At 69.9% G+C, this 17,231-nt stretch carries 15 protein-coding genes and 2 riboswitches; of the genes, 3 read left to right on the top strand and 12 right to left on the bottom strand.

The window, feature by feature from the left end:
- Positions 1-6: 6 nt before the first annotated feature.
- The 3 genes from ACZ55A_RS33540 to ACZ55A_RS33530 form a co-directional block, all read right to left on the bottom strand.
- Positions 7-2,193, bottom strand: a complete 2,187-nt coding sequence (locus tag ACZ55A_RS33540) for a VMAP-C domain-containing protein (protein WP_468848295.1) — start codon at positions 2,191-2,193, stop codon at positions 7-9.
- Entirely contained in the window at positions 2,190-2,615 is a 426-nt protein-coding gene (locus tag ACZ55A_RS33535) for a CU044_2847 family protein (RefSeq protein ID WP_468848293.1), read from the bottom strand. The genes ACZ55A_RS33540 and ACZ55A_RS33535 overlap by 4 nt, the downstream gene beginning before the upstream one ends.
- A 136-nt stretch (positions 2,616-2,751) precedes the next feature.
- Complete coding sequence (locus ACZ55A_RS33530; RefSeq protein WP_468848290.1) at positions 2,752-3,600, bottom strand: thioesterase family protein; 849 nt, start codon at positions 3,598-3,600, stop codon at positions 2,752-2,754.
- A gap of 96 nt (positions 3,601-3,696) precedes the next feature.
- Here ACZ55A_RS33530 and ACZ55A_RS33525 point away from each other — a divergent pair, with 96 nt between their 5' ends.
- Complete coding sequence (locus tag ACZ55A_RS33525) at positions 3,697-4,332, top strand: trimeric intracellular cation channel family protein (RefSeq protein WP_468848287.1); 636 nt, start codon at positions 3,697-3,699, stop codon at positions 4,330-4,332.
- A 15-nt stretch (positions 4,333-4,347) separates the two neighbouring features.
- On the opposite strand, the gene ACZ55A_RS33520 is transcribed toward ACZ55A_RS33525, so the two are convergent.
- The 9 genes from ACZ55A_RS33520 to ACZ55A_RS33480 form a co-directional block, all read right to left on the bottom strand.
- Complete coding sequence (locus tag ACZ55A_RS33520; RefSeq protein WP_468848285.1) at positions 4,348-5,778, bottom strand: M1 family metallopeptidase; 1,431 nt, start codon at positions 5,776-5,778, stop codon at positions 4,348-4,350.
- A gap of 97 nt (positions 5,779-5,875) precedes the next feature.
- Positions 5,876-6,955: an ABC transporter ATP-binding protein gene (locus ACZ55A_RS33515; RefSeq protein ID WP_468848483.1), complete on the bottom strand. Its 1,080-nt coding sequence runs from the start codon at positions 6,953-6,955 to the stop codon at positions 5,876-5,878.
- Positions 6,956-6,984: 29 nt separating this feature from the next.
- Positions 6,985-8,091: an ABC transporter ATP-binding protein gene (locus tag ACZ55A_RS33510; RefSeq protein WP_468848283.1), complete on the bottom strand. Its 1,107-nt coding sequence runs from the start codon at positions 8,089-8,091 to the stop codon at positions 6,985-6,987.
- Positions 8,088-9,098 (bottom strand): ABC transporter permease, encoded by a 1,011-nt coding sequence (locus ACZ55A_RS33505; protein ID WP_468848281.1) that lies wholly within the window; start codon positions 9,096-9,098, stop codon positions 8,088-8,090. The genes ACZ55A_RS33510 and ACZ55A_RS33505 overlap by 4 nt, the downstream gene beginning before the upstream one ends.
- A 78-nt stretch (positions 9,099-9,176) precedes the next feature.
- A complete protein-coding gene (locus ACZ55A_RS33500) occupies positions 9,177-10,928 on the bottom strand; it encodes an ABC transporter substrate-binding protein (protein WP_468848279.1) in 1,752 nt (583 codons plus the stop codon).
- 88 nt (positions 10,929-11,016) lie between these two features.
- Complete coding sequence (locus tag ACZ55A_RS33495; protein ID WP_468848276.1) at positions 11,017-12,015, bottom strand: ABC transporter permease; 999 nt, start codon at positions 12,013-12,015, stop codon at positions 11,017-11,019.
- 432 nt (positions 12,016-12,447) lie between these two features.
- Positions 12,448-13,248, bottom strand: coding sequence for an enhanced serine sensitivity protein SseB C-terminal domain-containing protein (locus ACZ55A_RS33490; protein WP_468848273.1), 801 nt, complete (start codon positions 13,246-13,248; stop codon positions 12,448-12,450).
- A 60-nt stretch (positions 13,249-13,308) separates the two neighbouring features.
- Positions 13,309-14,115 carry an enhanced serine sensitivity protein SseB gene (locus ACZ55A_RS33485; RefSeq protein WP_468848480.1) on the bottom strand — a complete coding sequence of 269 codons (807 nt, stop codon included), beginning with the start codon at positions 14,113-14,115 and terminating at the stop codon, positions 13,309-13,311.
- Between the two features lie 159 nt (positions 14,116-14,274).
- Complete coding sequence (locus tag ACZ55A_RS33480; protein WP_468848477.1) at positions 14,275-15,003, bottom strand: AAA family ATPase; 729 nt, start codon at positions 15,001-15,003, stop codon at positions 14,275-14,277.
- Positions 15,004-15,215: 212 nt separating this feature from the next.
- Positions 15,216-15,311, top strand: a riboswitch (glycine riboswitch).
- Positions 15,312-15,429: riboswitch (glycine riboswitch) on the top strand.
- A gap of 33 nt (positions 15,430-15,462) precedes the next feature.
- Here ACZ55A_RS33480 and gcvT point away from each other — a divergent pair.
- Complete coding sequence (gcvT, locus tag ACZ55A_RS33475) at positions 15,463-16,590, top strand: glycine cleavage system aminomethyltransferase GcvT (RefSeq protein WP_468848270.1); 1,128 nt, start codon at positions 15,463-15,465, stop codon at positions 16,588-16,590.
- A 129-nt stretch (positions 16,591-16,719) separates the two neighbouring features.
- Positions 16,720-17,097, top strand: a complete 378-nt coding sequence (gene gcvH, locus ACZ55A_RS33470; RefSeq protein WP_468848267.1) for a glycine cleavage system protein GcvH — start codon at positions 16,720-16,722, stop codon at positions 17,095-17,097.
- Positions 17,098-17,231: the final 134 nt, after the last annotated feature.

Below are 17,231 nucleotides of genomic sequence, written 5' to 3'. Positions count from 1 at the left end.
CCTCGTTCATGGCTGCGTCAACGCCCAGGCGTCCGGGGCGAGTTGCGGGGGCCGGTGGTCCGGCGCGTCGTAGAGCAGGGAGAGCCGGCGGCCGTGGTGGGCGGTGCTCTCCGGCTCGGCCATCGCCTTCGCCCGCTCCAGGCGCACCACTTCGGGGACCTCCGTGTGGTCCGTACCGTCCACCAGGGCCAGCAGCTCCCGGGCGATGTGTGCGCCGTGTTCGGCGCGGTGCCACAGCACGGTGTGCACACCGGCCTGGACGCACTGGCGCAGCAGCGTGCCGTGGTGGTGCGGTTCGCACGCCACGATCACCGTCCCGGCGTCGCGGTGCACCTCCAGCTGGGCGCGGGCGACCTTGCGGTCGGTGTGCCGGTGATCGAGGACGAGGCGCTTGGCGTACGGCAGGGCGGCGGTGCGCTGTTTCCAGCCGGCGTAGCTCTCCCGGGAGCGCTCGGTGGTGCGCACCACCACCCGGCGGGTGATGCCCGGTGCGAACGGCCCGTCCTCGTCGCTGTCCGGTGACTCCCAGGAGTCGACGTCGAGGCCGAGCCAGGCGCACGGCAGGAAGTACTCCACGAGGGCGGTCTCCGGGTCCTCGCGGACTTCGGTGCGCAGCACCCGGCGGATGTCGTCGACCACCTGCTCACTGCCCGCCTCGGCGTCCCGGACCAGCGCGAGGCGGTGCGGCTGGCCGTCGGCGAAGGTCCAGATCTGGTACGTGAAGCGGCGGCCGGTGGCGGTGGGCAGCAGCTCCACCTGGACGCGCGGGGCGACCGCGGCCGGGCGGGCGCCGCCACAGGCCAGGCCGTGGGCCACGGGGCGGACCGGTGCCGCGGCGGCCTCCAGATCGGCGCGGAACTGGCTGACCGCCGCCGCGTCCACCCCCGACCGGCCGGCCACCCGCTCGACCCAGGCATCCAGATCCTCGGCCGGATAGACCTCACCGGCAGCGCGCTCCTCGACACTGATCCGCACCACGGCCTGGAGCAGCGGCGGCACCGGCGCGCCGGTGGCGGAACCGAAGCCCTCCAGTGCGTCCATGGCGTCGGCGAGGCCCGCGACGGCGGGGAGTTCGGGGGCGTGCGGCAGTACGCGTTCCAGCAGGGTGCGGGGGTCGGTACGGGTGCAGTGCGCCAGCAGCCCCGACAGGTCGCGGCGCTGGCGGGTGGTCAGGTATTCGCCGGGGCGGACCGTACGGGCGGCGCGGCGCAGCCGTTCCCAGTCCTCGCGGGCGCCGTGGAGGACGGGCCGGACGTGCGGGTCGTACGGGCCGGCCGTGCCCGGGGGTTCACAGTCCCGTACCAGGTCGAGGAGTTCGGGGATGCCGCGGCGGACGCTGATCGCGAGGCCGACGAGCCGTTCGAGGTCGGCCGCCGGGCCCGCCGAGGGCCTGCCGAGCCGGGCGGCGAGCCGCTGTTCGCAGTCGAGGATCGTCTCGCGGCCCTTCAGGACCCGCTCCAGCGCGGTGAGCAGCTGCTGGACTCCGCGGCGGGCGGTGGGCACCGCCGAGGGCGGGAGCGTGGGGAGTTCGGCCTCGATGGCGGGGACGCTGATGGCGTACATCGTCGCCGGCCGGTCTCCGGGAGCGGCCGTCCCCGGGGCCTGGTGCACGGCCACCACCAGCCCGACCACGGCCTGCCGTTCGCGGTCCCACAGGGGTCCGCCGCTGAAGCCCTCGGTGACCTGGGTGCCGCCGAGCACATCGAGCGCGATCCAGGGCGGTGCGGAGACCCGGGGCACGGCGCGGAGCGTGGGCAGCGGATTGCCGCTGGCCCATAACGCGATGGTCTCGCCCGCGTAGTTGTGCTGGAGGAACGGGGCAGGCTCGGCGCCGTCGGGCGGCGGGGCGGTCAGTTCCAGTACGGCGAGATCGCCGTGGTAGGGCACCTGTCCGGGCTCGACCGGTCCGCGGCCGGCCGCCCTGGCCCTGGGCGGCGCCCACATCTCCCGTACCACCCGGGCGGTCAGGTCCGTGCCGGCGGCGACATGGGGCAGCCGCAGGGTGACGGGGTCGGCCGGGCCCGGGGCCTGCTGGGTGAAACGGTCCCTGCCCAGTGCGCTGTTGACGACATGGGCGCAGGTCAGGACCAGCCGCTCGGCGACCAGTACGCCCGCGCCGACCGCCCGCTCGCCGTGCCGTACGGAGGCGAAGGACAGCTGGAGCGGGGTGTCCGGACCTGCCCCTGTGATCACGGCGCCGCCCCGCCCGGGTCCCCCCGGCCGTCGCCCAGGTTCCAGGTGGCGGAGACCTTGAAGCTCGCCTCGCCGTTGCCGGAGAACACGCCCAGGCGCAGATCGGATCCGAGCGTGACGCCGAACTCCACGGTGACCTCGTCGGGGCGGTGGCTGCCGCTGGAGATCGAGCGGTGGATCTGGCCGAGGACGCCGCCGAGCGGACGGAGCGCCTCCCCCAGGACCTCCCCGCCGCGGCTCAGCGCCCGGGCCGTCCGGCTGTCCACGCTGACCGGCTGGGCGGAGCCGAACGCGTCGGGCAGCTCCAGTTCGCCGTCCTCGCTGTCAGCGGCGTGGTGCGGGAGCTGCCCGGCGGTGGCCGGTTCCTCGGCCCGCAGCCATACGACGGTGCCGTCTTCCAGCGTCAGCGGTACGTCCCCCATGCCGATCAGTCTGACACGTGGCCCAGCGCCCCCGCGCGCGCTTTTGCGTCACGCTCAACCCACCCTTACCGGGGGTCACCTGCGCAAAGGGCGCTCCATAGGGGCCGGCGCGGTACCTCGCGGCGGGCGCGCCGCGTCAGGCCGCCGGCAGGGTCCGCGCCAACTGGCGTGATTGCGCCACCAGTCGGTCCTCGGTGTCCCAGACCTCCGCGTCCTCCTCCAGGAAACCGCCCGCCAGATTGCGGGTGGTGATGGCGACCCGGAGCGGGCCGGGCGCCGGGCGGTGGCGGATATGGGTGGTCAGTTCGACGGTGGGGACCCAGCCGGAGAGGCCCATCTCGAAGGCGGTGGGCGGCAGCGCGTCGACGGTCAGCAGGAGGGAGAGCGGGTCGGGGTCGCGGCCGTCGGCGAGGCCGAACCAGGCGCGCATCTCGCCCTTGCCGGACGGGGCGCCGACGGCCCAGCCCGCGGTCGCGGGGTCCAGACGGAGGGCGAGCCGGTCGGTGATGGCGGTGCTGCCGGGGATGGCGGGCCGGCCGCCGGTGGCATTGTCGGCGCCCAGGCAGTGCTCGTACGGCGGGATGGCGGGCGGCTTGGCGGTCGTACGGACGTCGTCGGGCAGTGCGCCGAGGTCGCCGTAGGAGGCGAGCACCCGCAGCCGCTCGACCTCGCTGCCGTCCTCGGCGAACTGGAGGAGGCGGGCGGTGCCGGTGGACATCGTGCGGCCGCTGCGGACCACGTCGGTACGGATGACGGCGGGGCCGGGGACGGAGGCGGTGAGGTAGTGCGCGGTGACCGAGAGCGGATCGGGGTGCGGGAGCGCGTCGCCCAGGGCGCGGCCCATCAGGGCGAGGAGGTAGCCGCCGTTGACCGCCTGGATGATCGTCCAGCCGGCCGAGAGATACGCGTCGTAGACGCCGGGGGCGCGCCGGGTGACCGCGGTGTCGCGGTCGAACTCACTGTTGCCTATGGTCACCAGAGCCATGGCTTGCACGCTACACCGGATAGTTACCGACCGGTAGTGTCAGTTTTAACGGCCTCGGGCGGAACCCCTTGTTCCGTCCCTGCGATGATGTGCGCCATGCTTCACGTCCTCTACCTGGCCGGCGTCGCGGCCTTCGCGGCGAGCGGGGTGCTGGCCGCCTACCGCGCCAACATGGACCCCTTCGGCGGTCTGGTGCTCGCCTTCGCCGCCTCCATCTCCGGCGGCACCCTGCGCGACCTCATCCTCGACCGGCAGCCGCTGTACTGGACGCACGACTGGGTACTGCTGACCGTGATCATCTGCGTGGGCGTGGGCACCATGGCCTATCTGCGGTTCTGGACGCTGCCCCGCAAATCGCTGCTGGTGGTCGATGCGGTCGGGCTGGCCGTCGTCACCGTGATCGGCGCCCGGGCCGCCATCGAGGCGGGCGCCACCCCGCTGGCTGTGATCATCCTGGCCGTGCTGACCGGGGTCACCGGCGAGGTGATCCGCGATGTGCTGTGCGGCGAGTTCCCGCCGCTGCTGCTGCGCGAGGACGTCTACGCGATCGCCGCGCTGGCCGGCGCCTGCTGCTACCTGCTGCTGCACCACCTCGGCACGGGCGCCACCCCCGCCGCGGCCGTCTCGGCGGGGGTGGTCTTCGCACTCCGGATGGGGGCCGTCTACCTCGGGCTGCATCTCCCGCGGCCGCAGCAGCTGCGCAGCCGCCGCGGCCAGCGGGACGCCGACTGAACCGGCCCGCCGGGTCTACTTGCCGGGCAGCGCCGGCTTGCTGCCGGTGTGCAGCCAGGTCTTGAAGAGATCGTCCAGCTGCTGCCCCGAGATCTTCTCGGCCAGGGCGATGAACTGGGAGGTCTCCGCGTTGCCGTAGCGGTGCTGACGCGTCCAGGTGGGCAGCAGGTTGAAGAACGCCTTGTCGCCGATGCGCTCGCGCAGCATCTGAAGCGTCATCGCGCCCCGCTGGTAGACGGCGCCGTCAAACATCGTGTCACGCTGCGGATTGCCGACCTTGATCTTCCAGAAGGGGTCGTCGGCGGGGCGGGAGTTGTAGGCCTTCAGGAAGGAATCGTGGGCGCTGGCACGGCCCTTGTGCTCGTCCCACAGCCACTGCGCGTAGGTGGCGAAGCCCTCGTTCAGCCAGATGTTGGGCCAGGTCTTCACCGACACCGAGTCGCCGAACCACTGGTGGGCCAGCTCATGGACGATGGTGGTCTCGTTGCGCACCGCCGAGTAGACCGGCTTGGACTGCACCTCCAGCGAGAACCCGGCGTCCGGCATGTCGTCGACGATCGCGCCGGTCTCCTCGAAGGGGTACTTGCCGAAGACCTTCGACCAGTAGTCGGTGGCCTCGGCGGTGACGCCGTAGACATCGACCTTGCCGGTGGGCAGCGTCGGGTCGGTGGCAACGTAGATGGGGATGCCGCCGGGGGTGGTGCCCGTACGGACGTCGAACTTGCCGATGGTGGCGGTGGCCAGGTACGTCGCCATCGGCTTGGTCTCGCGCCAGTGGGAGTACGAACGGCCGCCCTTGACGTGCGAGGAGACCAGACGGCCGTTGGAGATGCCGGTCAGCCCCTTGGGAGCGTCGATGCGGATGTCGTAGGTGGCCTTGTCGCCGGGGTGGTCGCTGGAGGGGAACCACGTCGAGGCGGCGTTGGGCTCGCAGGCCACGAAGACGCCGTCCTTGGTCTTCATCCAGCCGTAGTCGGAACCGAAGATGATGGGGCCGCCGAGCGGCTGGGGTATACCGCCGTAGGTCACCGTCACGGAGAACCGCTCGCCCTTGTGCAGGCGGGCGGCGGGGGTGACGGTGATCTCGTCGCCGGCTCTGCGGAAGGCCGCCTTCCGCCCGTTCACCTTGACCGATTCGACGGTGAGCTTCTGAAGGTCGAGGTTGAAGGCGTCGAGGTTCTTGGTGGCCTTGGCCTTGAGGGTGGTACGGCCGTCGAGGAGGCCGCTCTCGGGGTCGTAGCTGACACCGAGGTCGTAATGCAGGGCGTCGTAGCCGCCGTTGCCCAGCTTGGGGAAGTACGGGTCCCCCACGCCGGGCGCACCGGCCGATGCACCGGGCGCATCGGCCGATGCGCCGGGCGCGGTGGCCATCGTGGCGGCCGCGACGACCGCGGTGGCGAGGGCAAGCAGGCGGGGGGTGCGACGCACAGAACGGGAGAGCACCATGAGCCGTCCTTTCGAACATACGGATGAAGAAAACAACCGTGTTCACTCTGTACTCTCCCGCCCCGTTTTACCCGGGACTTTGCCAAGTCGTCAGGTGTTACTGATCACTTGACGCGTTACCCGTACCCGCCGCGGCGGACTCCTCGGCGTTCTCCGGGTGGTGGCAGGCCACCTGATGCCCCGTCCGCAGGGCCACCAGCGGCGGCTCCGTGGTGGCGCACACCTCCGTCGCCTTCCAGCAGCGGGTGCGGAACCGGCAGCCGGAGGGCGGATTGATCGGCGAGGGCACATCGCCCTTGAGCAGGATCCGGTCGCGCTCGGTACGCCGCTTGGGATCGGGCACCGGCACCGCGGACAGCAGCGCCTTGGTGTACGGGTGCATCGGCGCCTCGTAGAGCGCGCTGCGGTCGGCCAGCTCCACGATCTTGCCGAGGTACATCACCGCGATCCGGTCCGAGACATGCCGGATCACCGAGAGGTCGTGGGCGATGATGACGTACGTCAGGCCCAGCTCCTCCTGGAGGTCGTCCATCAGGTTGACGACCTGCGCCTGGATCGACACATCCAGCGCGGAGACCGGCTCGTCGGCCACCACCAGCTTGGGCTTGAGCGCCAGCGCCCGGGCGATGCCGATGCGCTGCCGCTGGCCGCCGGAGAATTCGTGCGGATAGCGGTTGTAGTGCTCCGGGCTCAGGCCCACCAGCTCCAGCAGCCGCTGCACCTCCTTCTTCACCCCGCCCTCGGGCTCGACGCCCTGGAGGCGGAAGGGGGTGGAGACGATCCCGCCGATGGTGTGCCGCGGATTCAGCGAACCGTACGGGTCCTGGAAGATCATCTGGACGTCGCGGCGCATCGGCCGCAGCCGGCCCGGCGACAGATGGGTGATGTCCTGGCCCTGGAACTCGATGGAGCCGCCGGTCGGCTCGTCGAGCCGGGTGATCAGCCGGCCCATCGTCGACTTGCCGCAGCCGGACTCTCCGACGACGCCGAGCGTCTCCCCCGGCCGTACGTCGAAGTCGATGCCGTCGACCGCCTGCACCGCCCCGACCTGCCGCTTGAGCAGGCCCTTGGTGATCGGGAAGTGCCGGACCAGACCACGGACCTTGAGCAGCGGCTCGGGCCCGGTGGAGGTCGGCGCGCTCTCGGCCGGGACCTCCCTCTCCTTCTGGAGCGGGATCTTCTTGTTCGGGTCGTCAGTCGTCTCGGTCACAGCTTCGGCGCAATCTCTTCGGTCCAGATACGCTTCCGCTCCTCCGGCGCCATGTGGCAGGCGGAGAAGTGCCCGCCGCCGGCCTCGCTCAGCTCGGGGCGGACCGTACGGGTGAGGTTGTCCTTGGGCACGTCCGCGTACGGACAGCGCGGGTTGAAGGCACAGCCGGACGGGACGTTGATCAGGCTGGGCGGGGAGCCCTTGACCGGGATCAGCCGCTCGGTCTGCTCGCGGTCGATACGCGGCATGGAGCCGAGCAGGCCCCAGGTGTAGGGGTGCTGGGGCTCGTAGAAGACCTTCTCGGCCGGGCCGCGCTCGACGCACCGCCCGCCGTACATCACCAGCAGGTCGTCGGCGAGTTCGGCGACCACCCCGAGGTCATGGGTGATGATGATGACCGCCGAGCCGAACTCCTTCTGGAGATCGCGGATCAGGTCCAGGATCTGCGCCTGGACGGTGACGTCCAGGGCGGTGGTCGGCTCGTCCGCGATCAGCAGCTCGGGGTTGTTGACCAGCGCCATCGCGATCATGGCGCGCTGGCGCATACCGCCGGAGAACTGGTGCGGATGGTCGTCGACCCGCTTGTCGGGCTGCGGGATGCCGACCCGGTCGAGCATCTCGACGGCGCGCTTGCGGGCGGTCTTCTTGTCCACGTCGTTGTGGACGCGGTAGGCCTCGACGATCTGGTTGCCGACCGAGTAGAAGGGGTGCAGCGCGGACAGCGGGTCCTGGAAGATCATCGCCATCTCGCGGCCGCGCAGCCGGCGCACCTCGTCCGGGTCGGCGGAGACCAGCTCCTTGCCGTCCAGCCAGATCTCGCCGGACATCTGCACCTTGCTGCGCTGCTGGCGCGAGGCGCGGTGCAGGCCCATCACGGCGAGCGAGGTCACGGACTTGCCGGAGCCCGACTCGCCGACGATGCCGAGCGTCTTGCCCTTCTCCAGGCTGAAGGTCAGCCCGTCGACGGACTTGACCACACCGTCGTCGGTGGGGAAGTGCACCTTGAGGTCCCGCACTTCGAGGAAGGCGGAGGGCGATTTCGCGTCGGCGGCGGCCGGCCCGGCCGCCGCGGTGGCGGTCTTGTCCTCGGAGGAGTCGGTCACGAGAGCCTCACCCGCGGGTCGACGGCGGCGTACAGAACGTCCACCACCAGGTTGCAAATGACGATGAAGAACGCGGCGAGCAGGGTGACGCCGAGAATGTTCGGCAGGTCGTTGGCGTTGATCGCCTCGACGGCGAAGGCGCCGACTCCCTTGAGGGAGAAGACCTGTTCGGTGATGAGCGCACCACCGAGAAGCAGGCCCAGGTCCATGCCGAAGACCGTGATGATCGGGGTGAGCGCGGCGCGCAGACCGTGCCGTACGACCACCTTGCGCTCCCGCAGGCCCTTGGCGCGGGCGGTGCGGATGTAGTCCTCGCTCAGCGTCTCCAGCATGCCGGCCCGGGTGAGCCGGGCGTAGAGCGCGGAGTAGAGGAAGGCCAGGGTGACCCAGGGCAGGACCAGGGTCCGGGCCCACAGCAGCGGATCCTCCAGCAGCGGTACGTAGTCGCTGCGTTCGAAGATCGGCCACTGGTAGGTGAACAGGGCCAGCGCCAGGGCGCCGGTGAAGAACATCGGGAGGGAGACGCCGGCCAGTGCGACGCTCATCGCCGCCCGGTCGAAGAGCGAGCCGGGGCGCAGCGCGGAGAGCACGCCGGTGGCGACACCGGAGACGACCCACAGCACGGCCGCACCGGCGGCCAGCGAGAGGGTCACCGGAAGCCGGGACTGGATCTCCGGCCAGACCTCGATATGCGTCTTGAAGGAGTAACCGAAGCACGGCACATGGCACTTGGCCGCTTCCGGGCCGAACTTGTAGTCGACGCCGACGAAGATGCCCTTGAGGAAGTCCCAGTACTGCTCGTACACGGGCTTGTCCAGGCCGAGGTTCTTCTTCACCGCGGCGATGTCCGCGGGCGTGGGGGCCTTTCCGATGTACTGCTGGGCAAGCTGGTCGGTGCTCTGCCCGGCCAGCTTCGGCAGCAGGAAGAAGATGCCGAAGGTGACCGCGCTGACGATCAGCAGCAGGATCACTGCGCTGATCAACCTGCGGATGATGTACGAGAACACGGGGATGCGGCGTCGGCGCCGCGGGCCGGCCGGAACCGGCCCGCGGACACCAATGCCTTCACCTGCCTTCCAGGGCTGCTACTTCTTGACGCCGATGTTGAGGTAGTCGTACTGACCGCTGAAGGCCGAGGTGGACACCAGGTTGGTGGCCTTGGGCGAGCGGTACATCAGGACCTTGAAGTAGGTGAGCGGGACCAGCGCCGCCTGCTCCATCGTCTTCTTGTCGATCTCGGCGTACGCCTTCTCGCGGGCCGCCTTGTCGGTGTTGGCGATGGCGGTGTCGAGCAGCTTGTTGATCTCCGGGTCGTCCAGCTCGGAGAGGTTGGTGTTGCCGGACTTGCTGATCGCCTTGCCGTTGAGGATCTGCTGGAGGTAGCCGTAGCCGGTCGGGAAGTCCGAGCCCCACTGCATCATGATGAGGCCGACGTTGTTCTTCTTGTTGAACTCCGGCACGCCCGCGTAGTCCGAGAAGTACTTGCTGGTCGGGTACGACTGGATCTTGGCGGTGATGCCGATCTTCTTCAGCGAGTCGATGACCGAGGTGGCCGCGTCGACCTCGTCCTGGCGGTCGTTACGGGCCAGGATCGTCGTGGTGGTCTTGCCGGCACCGCACTTGGCCCAGTGCTTCTTGGCCTCGGCGAGGTCCAGCTTGTCGCCGTCGTACTTCTGCGGGTACAGGTCGTACTTCTGGTAGCCGTCGATGTCGGTCGGCAGGACCGTGGAGGCGATCTCACCGCGGATCGGGCCGCCGAGCGAGGTCTGTACGGCCTTCTTGTCGATCGCGTACTCGACGGCCTTGCGGCACTCGAGGTTGTCGAACGGCTTCGCCTTGGTGTTGATCGCCGTGTAGACCAGGCGCTGACCGAGCGCGTTGTCGGTGTTGGCCTTCGCCTTGGAGTCGGTCAGCAGCTGGGCCTGGGTCTGGCCGTCCACACCGCGTCCGGCCAGGTCGACCAGGGTGTTGCCGGACTGGAGGTCCTTGTCGATGGTCGACTGGGCGACCTTCAGCTTGAGGACGATCTTCTCCGGCAGCTGCTTGCGCAGCGGGTCGGTCTTCGCGGACCACTGGGGGTTACGGACGAGGGTGAGCTGCTTGCCCTCCTCGTAGCTCTGGAACTTGTACGAGCCGGTGGAGAGCACGGACTTGGTGTAGTCCGCGCCCTTGTCCTTGGCCTGCGGGACCGGGGCCGTCTGCGGGGCGCTGACCAGGTAGTCGAACTCGGCGAACGGCTTCTTCAGGTGGAAGACGATCGTCTGGTCGTCCGGCGTCTCGATGGACTTCAGGCCGGCCTTGCTCTTGTCCTTGTACGGACCCTTGTAGCCGCCGTCGTTGTCCTTGAGGAACTGCTGGAAGTAGTTCGGGCCGAGCGAGAGCGTGTCACGCGCGAAGTTGGAGCGCTCGACGGCGTACTTGACGTCCTGCGAGGTCACGGTGGAGCCGTCGTCGTACTTGACGCCCTTGCGGAGCTTGTACGTCCAGGTCTTGCCGCCGTCGCTGGGCTTGCCCATCGACTCGGCGAGGTCCGGGACCAGCTCGTTGCCCTTGGTGCCGGGGCCCGGCTTGAAGGTGGTCAGCGGGCGCGCGTAGAGCCGGCTGAAGTTGTAGATGAAGGCGTAGTAGGTGTTGCCCGGGTCGAACGACTCGGGGGCGTCGCTGATCGCGTAGGTGACCGTGCCGCCCTTCTCGTCCGAGGCGTTGACGATGCCCTTGGTGGCGGCGTTGGCCTCCGACGAACCGTCCGAGGAGCCCTTGCCTCCGCTGCAGCCGGCCAGCAAAAGGCCCGCACTGGTGATGGCCGCTATCGCCGCGACCGGAACTGACCTTCGCATGATGGTCGGTGTCCCCTTCGTTCAGTCGAGAAACGTCGAAACTTCAAAAACGCAGATGAGGCGTCTGGTCGGATATCCGGCGGGGCCGTCAGCGGCTGCGCGGGTCCAGCGCGTCCCTCAGACCGTCACCGAGCAGGTTGAAGGCGAGCACGGTGACGAAGATCGCAAGGCCGGGGACGATCATGTACTGCGGATCGACCTCGTAGTACTTGACCGCCTGGTTGAGCATGCCGCCCCAGGACGCCTGGGGCGGCTGGATACCGACGCCAAGGAAGCTCAGCGCCGCCTCGAAGAGGATGTTGGAGGGGATCAGCAGCGTCGAGTAGACGATGATCGGCCCCACCAGGTTGGGCAGCAGCTCGCGGAAGAGGATGAACGGCCCGCGCGCACCCATGCCGCGGGCGGCGTCCACGAATTCCCTCTCCCGCAGCGACAGCGTCTGGGCGCGCACGATCCGGCCCATGTACGGCCAGTTGAAGAAGCCGATCACGAAGATCAGCACCGAGATGTGCAGCGGCAGGCCCTCCAGGCCGAAGGCGCCGCCCTGGAGCGAGGCGGAGATCGCGATGGCGAACAGCAGCAGCGGGAAGGCCAGGAAGACGTCCATCATCCGGCTGATGAAGGCGTCCACCCGTCCGCGGTAGAAGCCGGCGACCACCCCGAGGACGGTGCCGATAGCGACCGACAGCAGCGTCGCGCCGAACGCCACGATCAGCGACACCCAGGAGCCCTCCAGAATCCGGGCGAGCAGATCGCGGCCGAACTTGGGGTCCACACCGAGCGGGTGGTCCCCGCTCATGCCGCCCAAGTCCCCCTTGGGAAGCGTGGTGTTGGGGTCGATCAGCGACTGGTTGGGGCTGTTCGGGTCCAGGCCCAGCAGGGCCTGGAGGGGGCGGGAGAGTGCGGCGATGACGATGAGCAGGATGACAACGATGGCACCCGCCACCGCGACCTTGTCCCGCCGGAAGCGCAGCCATGCGATCTGACCGAGCGAGCGCCCCTCGATGCGCTTGCCCTCCACGCCTTTCAGCACCGCTTCCGGCTGCGCCTCGGCAGCCGCCCCGGTGGTCTCGATCGGTGTGGTCACGGTGCCTTTGACCCCTCTCGGCCGACGGTGGCCGGCCACTTGCCCGCCGCGGTAGCGGCCTGATTCACATCACTGGTGCAATGGAGCAATGGTGCAATTCGGTGCAAGTCCGGTGGGCGTCGCGGAAGGTGGTCTTGCGGAAATCTGAAAGTTCACGCGAAGCCGTGCGGGATGACGCTCGATGACGCTCGTACAAAGGACCGAGGCCCTGTTGTTTCCGGAGTCTTCATCCCCTTCGCGATCAGTCACCAGCCCTGACCGGGAAAGGATGCGTAACTGTGATGTGCTCCACGGCATTCCGTTATACGGACAGACGTGCGGGCTGAGCGGGGCGTGAGGCCGCGGGAGTACGCCTCAACCGCGGGGAATACAGGGCGAATTCGCCCCAGGGGCGACACCGGAGCGACACGCTCCGGTGGGCGGGACAGGCTGTCAGTAGGCCCTTGGGTAGCCGTAGCCGTACGAGGGCGCGGGGGCGGGCTGCCCCGGCGGCTGGGCGTAGCCGTCACGGTCGAAGAACGGGCGCGCCGAAGCCCGCATCCACATCCCGACCGGGTCGTACTCGTCGTTCAGCGCGACCGTGGAGACCGGCAGGCCGTCCGGAACCGCGCCGATCGACTGCTGGATCATCAACCGGGCGGAATCCACCGCTTGTTGGCCGGTGTCGTACAGATCCAGCCCGATCGCCAGATACGGGGCGCCGAGGGCGGGCTGCACCCAGGCCCGGCGCAAGGACCGGACGGCGGGCGTGCGGTGGGCGTTCTGCGCGAGCAGGGCGTAGAACTGCGGGATGTCGATGACCGGTTCGGAGATCCGCAGCGGCCCGGCGGGCAGCCGGTCGAGACCGCCGGCGATCCGGCGCAGATCGAGCCAGGGGATGCCGACCCCGCCGCCGGGAGAGTGCGGATTGAGCCATAGCCCCCAGCGGTCGGGGAAGAGTGAACCGGCGATCTCCAGGCCGCTGACGACCTCGTGGTCGCGGTTCCAGCCGGAGGCGGCGAGTTCGGGCGCGGAGGTCACACACGGCGCATAGCCGAGGCCGTCGACCTCCATGTTTCCGTACTGCGCCTCGGGCGAACCGGCCCGGCCGTGCCAGAGCAGCATCCATACCTGGCCCGCGGCGAGCGCATGCAGCAGCGCCTCATAGGCGTCGTACCGGCCGGGCGAGACCTGCTGCAGCAACTGCTCCAGCTGTCCGGCCGCCGCCGGCCCCTGATGCGCACCCGCGCTCACGTGTCCGTCCCTTCTCTCGGCAGGGCACGTGTGGGTGCGCCCGCGCGTCATCCAACCAGCTTACGAGTGGTCCCGAGAGTAGAAGGGCCGTACGCGCTCCAGCAGCCAGTCGGCGACCGGGTCGCCGAGGGCGAGATCGAGCATCACCAGCTGCACCGGCCAGGGCACCGGTACCGCGCCGAGCGCACGTCCGAGGGCCGTGAGCACCGTCGCGCGGGCGCTGCCGTCGTGCAGCGCGGCGGGTGCCGCGGCGACCTGAACACCGACGAACAGCGCGGGCGTGTCGCCCTCGACACTAGCCAGGGCACGCCGGGCACTCAGGACAATTCCGGCACCGGAGAACTCCAGTCCGGCTGCGGCCAGGAAGTCCACCGGCTCGTCCTGCCAGTCCGGTTCGAAGAGCCGCACCCGTCCGCCGCTCGGCAGTCCGGTGGATTCCTGAGGTCCTGGACGTCCCTCCCGGCACAATTCGGCCACCGCGGGCGGCGGAAGCGGTACGCCGACCGTGCCGTCCGGGTTGACCGCGATCCCGATCGTCGGCGGCAGTCCGCGGGCGAACTCCCGGGCCGGGGCCACGGTGAAGGACATATGCGAGCCGACGACCCGCAGAAACTCCTGCTCGGAGCTGTAGACGGGGACATAGGCCGCACCGCCGATCTCGACGGTGGGCAGATCCAGGCCGCGGGCACCGAGGCCCGCGCTCTCCGGGCCGCCGCCGTTGGGCAGCGGCACCCACAGCCGGCTGCGGCCCAGCACCTCGACGATCCGGCCGCCGGCGCCCGGGTGCCCGACCGACGCGGCCAGCACCTCTTCGAGCTCGTTCGCCGGCCATGCCAGTTGCGGAATCCCCTGCTCCGGAAAGTTCATCTGCATCCACCCGTTCCAAACCGCGCTACCTGGCCAAAGACCCTAGACGAGAAGGTCCGGGGCGGACCGTACGGGGCCGGGTCCGCGAGGTGGCCGGAAATGGCGGTCCGCTCAGCGGTCCACCCAGTGGTCCACTCGGTCCACTCAGTGGGGTTCCGCTCAGTGGAAGCTGAGCGTCTCCAGGGCGCTCGCCGACCGGCGGTCGAGAAGTACCGCCGAGCCGAACCCCTTCGGCAGCGCGGCCGACTCCGCCGCGCCGACCAGCCGTCCCACCGCCCTCAGGTGCCGGCCGAAGGCGTACCCCGACACCCCGCGGCCACGCGCCTCCTGCCCGGAGCGCGCCACCTCCGGCGGAACATCGAGCAGCAGCAGATGCAGCCCGCGGCCACGGCGCCCGGCCGACCACGCGATCCAGCGGCGCACCCACGACAGCGACCCGCAGTCGTGCACCACCACGCTGTCGCCGGAGCGCAGCGCCCTGCCCAGCGCCAGATAGTGCGCGGCCCGTACCAGCGGGCGGTACAGGCCGTACGGCAGCCGGCGCAGCCTGCCGCGCTCCCAGTGCTCACGTACGTCCTGCGAATCGATCCGGTGCACCACGGCGCCGCGACCGTCCAGCGGCGGCACCACCCGGTGCATCAGGGTGCTCTTGCCGCTGCCCGGCAGACCGGAGACCACGACCAGGTCACCGGCCGGGAACCGCAGCTCGGCGGTGCTCCCGGCGCGCCCCTCGCCGCGCAGGTCCACGACCCGGTCGCTGCGCCCGGGCCGTACGACGGAGTGCCGCCGCCGGCCGGTCCGGCGCACGGCGGGGGCCGCCACCGGCGCGGTGTCCGGCGGTACGGCCCCTGATGTGGCCGCGAATGCCGCGTCCCTGTGCACCGTGATCGCCTCCCCGTCCATTCCGGTCCGGCCTGAGTCCGTCCCTTACCCGCAGAGTGTCAAGAAAAGGTAATGCTCATCAAGGTGCATCCCGATCCGCCCACGTCGGGAACGGGACGGCGACCGGGACTCCTCCCCCGGGCGATCCCGTGCAATGATGTGGCCGCCACGTGCACATCCCGTTTCACCCGTGCACCGCCAACTCCATACCGGCCGCTTGAATCCGCGCGGGAGAGTCCCCGGCCGCCACGGCGGGGCGCCGAAGGAGCAAGTCCTCCCTTGAATCTCTCAGGCCCCTATACCGCGCGGGCGAGGCAGATCTGAAAAGCGAGCCACTGCCCGGCTGAAGGGGCGGCTCCACCCAAGGTGCAAACCGGGTCCGTTCGCGGGATCCCGGTGAACCTCTCAGGTTCCGATGACAGATGGGGAGAACGTCTTGTCACCCATGCCTGGGAGCCCAGAACCATGACTGATGCCCCCCGCCGCACCGCGCTGGATGCCACCCATCGCGCGCTCGGCGCCACCATGACCGACTTCGCCGGCTGGGACATGCCGCTGCGCTACAGCAGCGAGCGCGACGAACATGTCGCCGTCCGCACCCGCGCCGGCCTCTTCGACCTCTCCCACATGGGCGAGATCACCGTCACCGGCCCGCAGGCCGGCGCTCTCCTCGACTACGCGCTGGTCGGCAACATCGGCGCCCTCAAGACCGGCCGCGCCCGCTACACCATGATCTGTGAGGCCGAGGGCGGCATCCTCGACGACCTGATCGTCTACCGCCTCGCCGACGAGGAGTACATGGTCGTCGCCAACGCCTCCAACGCCCAGGTGGTGCTGGACGCGCTGACCTCCCGCGCGGGCGGCTTCGACGCCGCGATCCGCGACGACCGGGACGCCTACGCGCTGATCGCGGTGCAGGGCCCGGAGTCCCCCGGCATCCTCAAGAAGGTGACGGACGCCGACCTGGACGGTCTGAAGTACTACGCGGGCCTGCCGGGCACGGTCGCCGGTGTCCAGGCGCTGATCGCCCGTACGGGGTACACCGGCGAGGACGGCTTCGAGCTGTTCGTCCGGCCGGCGGACGCGGTCGCCCTCTGGGAGGCGCTGACCGAGGCCGGCAAGGACGCCGGTCTGGTCCCCTGCGGCCTGTCCTGCCGCGACACGCTGCGCCTGGAGGCGGGCATGCCGCTGTACGGGCATGAGCTGACCACCGCGACCACGCCGTTCGACGCGGGCCTGGGCCGGGTGGTGAAGTTCGAGAAGACCACCAACAACGGTGCCTTCGTGGGCCGCGACGCGCTGACGGCGGCCGCCGAGCGCGCCGAGACCAGCCCGCCGCGCAAGCTGGTCGGTCTGATCGCCGAGGGCCGCCGGGTGCCGCGCGCCGGCTACTCCGTCGTCACCGCCGACGGCACGGTCATCGGCGAGGTCACCTCCGGGGCCCCCTCCCCCACGCTCGGCAAGCCGATCGCCATCGCCTACGTCGATGCGGCCTACGCCACACCGGGCACCGAGGGTGTCTGCGTGGACATCCGTGGAAGCCATGAGCCGTACGAGGTCGTCGCCCTGCCCTTCTACAAGCGGCAGAAGTAACGGTTCCCGCACGGCGGACCGGGCAGCGGCGCGCCCCCGCGCGTCTCACTGTGCAAGACGCTCCCCCGGACTTCGTCCGGGAGGTGCCCCCATTCACGATCACACCCTCGCGTACAGGAGAATCGAGCCATGAGCAACCCCCAGCAGCTGCGCTACAGCAAGGAGCACGAGTGGCTGTCGGGCGCCGAGGACGGCGTCTCGACGGTCGGCATCACCGAGCACGCGGCCAACGCGCTCGGCGACGTGGTGTACGTGGACCTTCCTGAGGTCGGCTCGACGATCACGGCGGGCGAGACCTGCGGTGAGCTGGAGTCGACCAAGTCGGTCAGCGACCTCTACGCGCCCGTGGACGGCGAGATCATCGAGATCAACGAGGACGTCGTCAACGACCCTTCGCTGGTGAACTCCGCCCCGTTCGAGGGCGGTTGGCTGTTCAAGGTGAAGATCAGCGGCGAGCCGGGCGAGCTGCTGTCGGCCGACGAGTACGCCGCCTTCATCCAGAGCTGACCACCCCCTCTCCCCAGGAAAGACTCATGTCGATTCTCAACAGCTCCCTCCATGAGCTCGACCCCGACGTCGCCGCCGCCGTCGATGCCGAGCTGCACCGCCAGCAGTCCACCCTCGAAATGATCGCCTCGGAG

This window comes from Streptomyces sp. NPDC034111 (assembly GCF_055575375.1).
The sequence above is the reverse complement of the archived record's forward strand: the minus strand, read 5'-3'. Positions and strand labels throughout refer to the sequence as shown.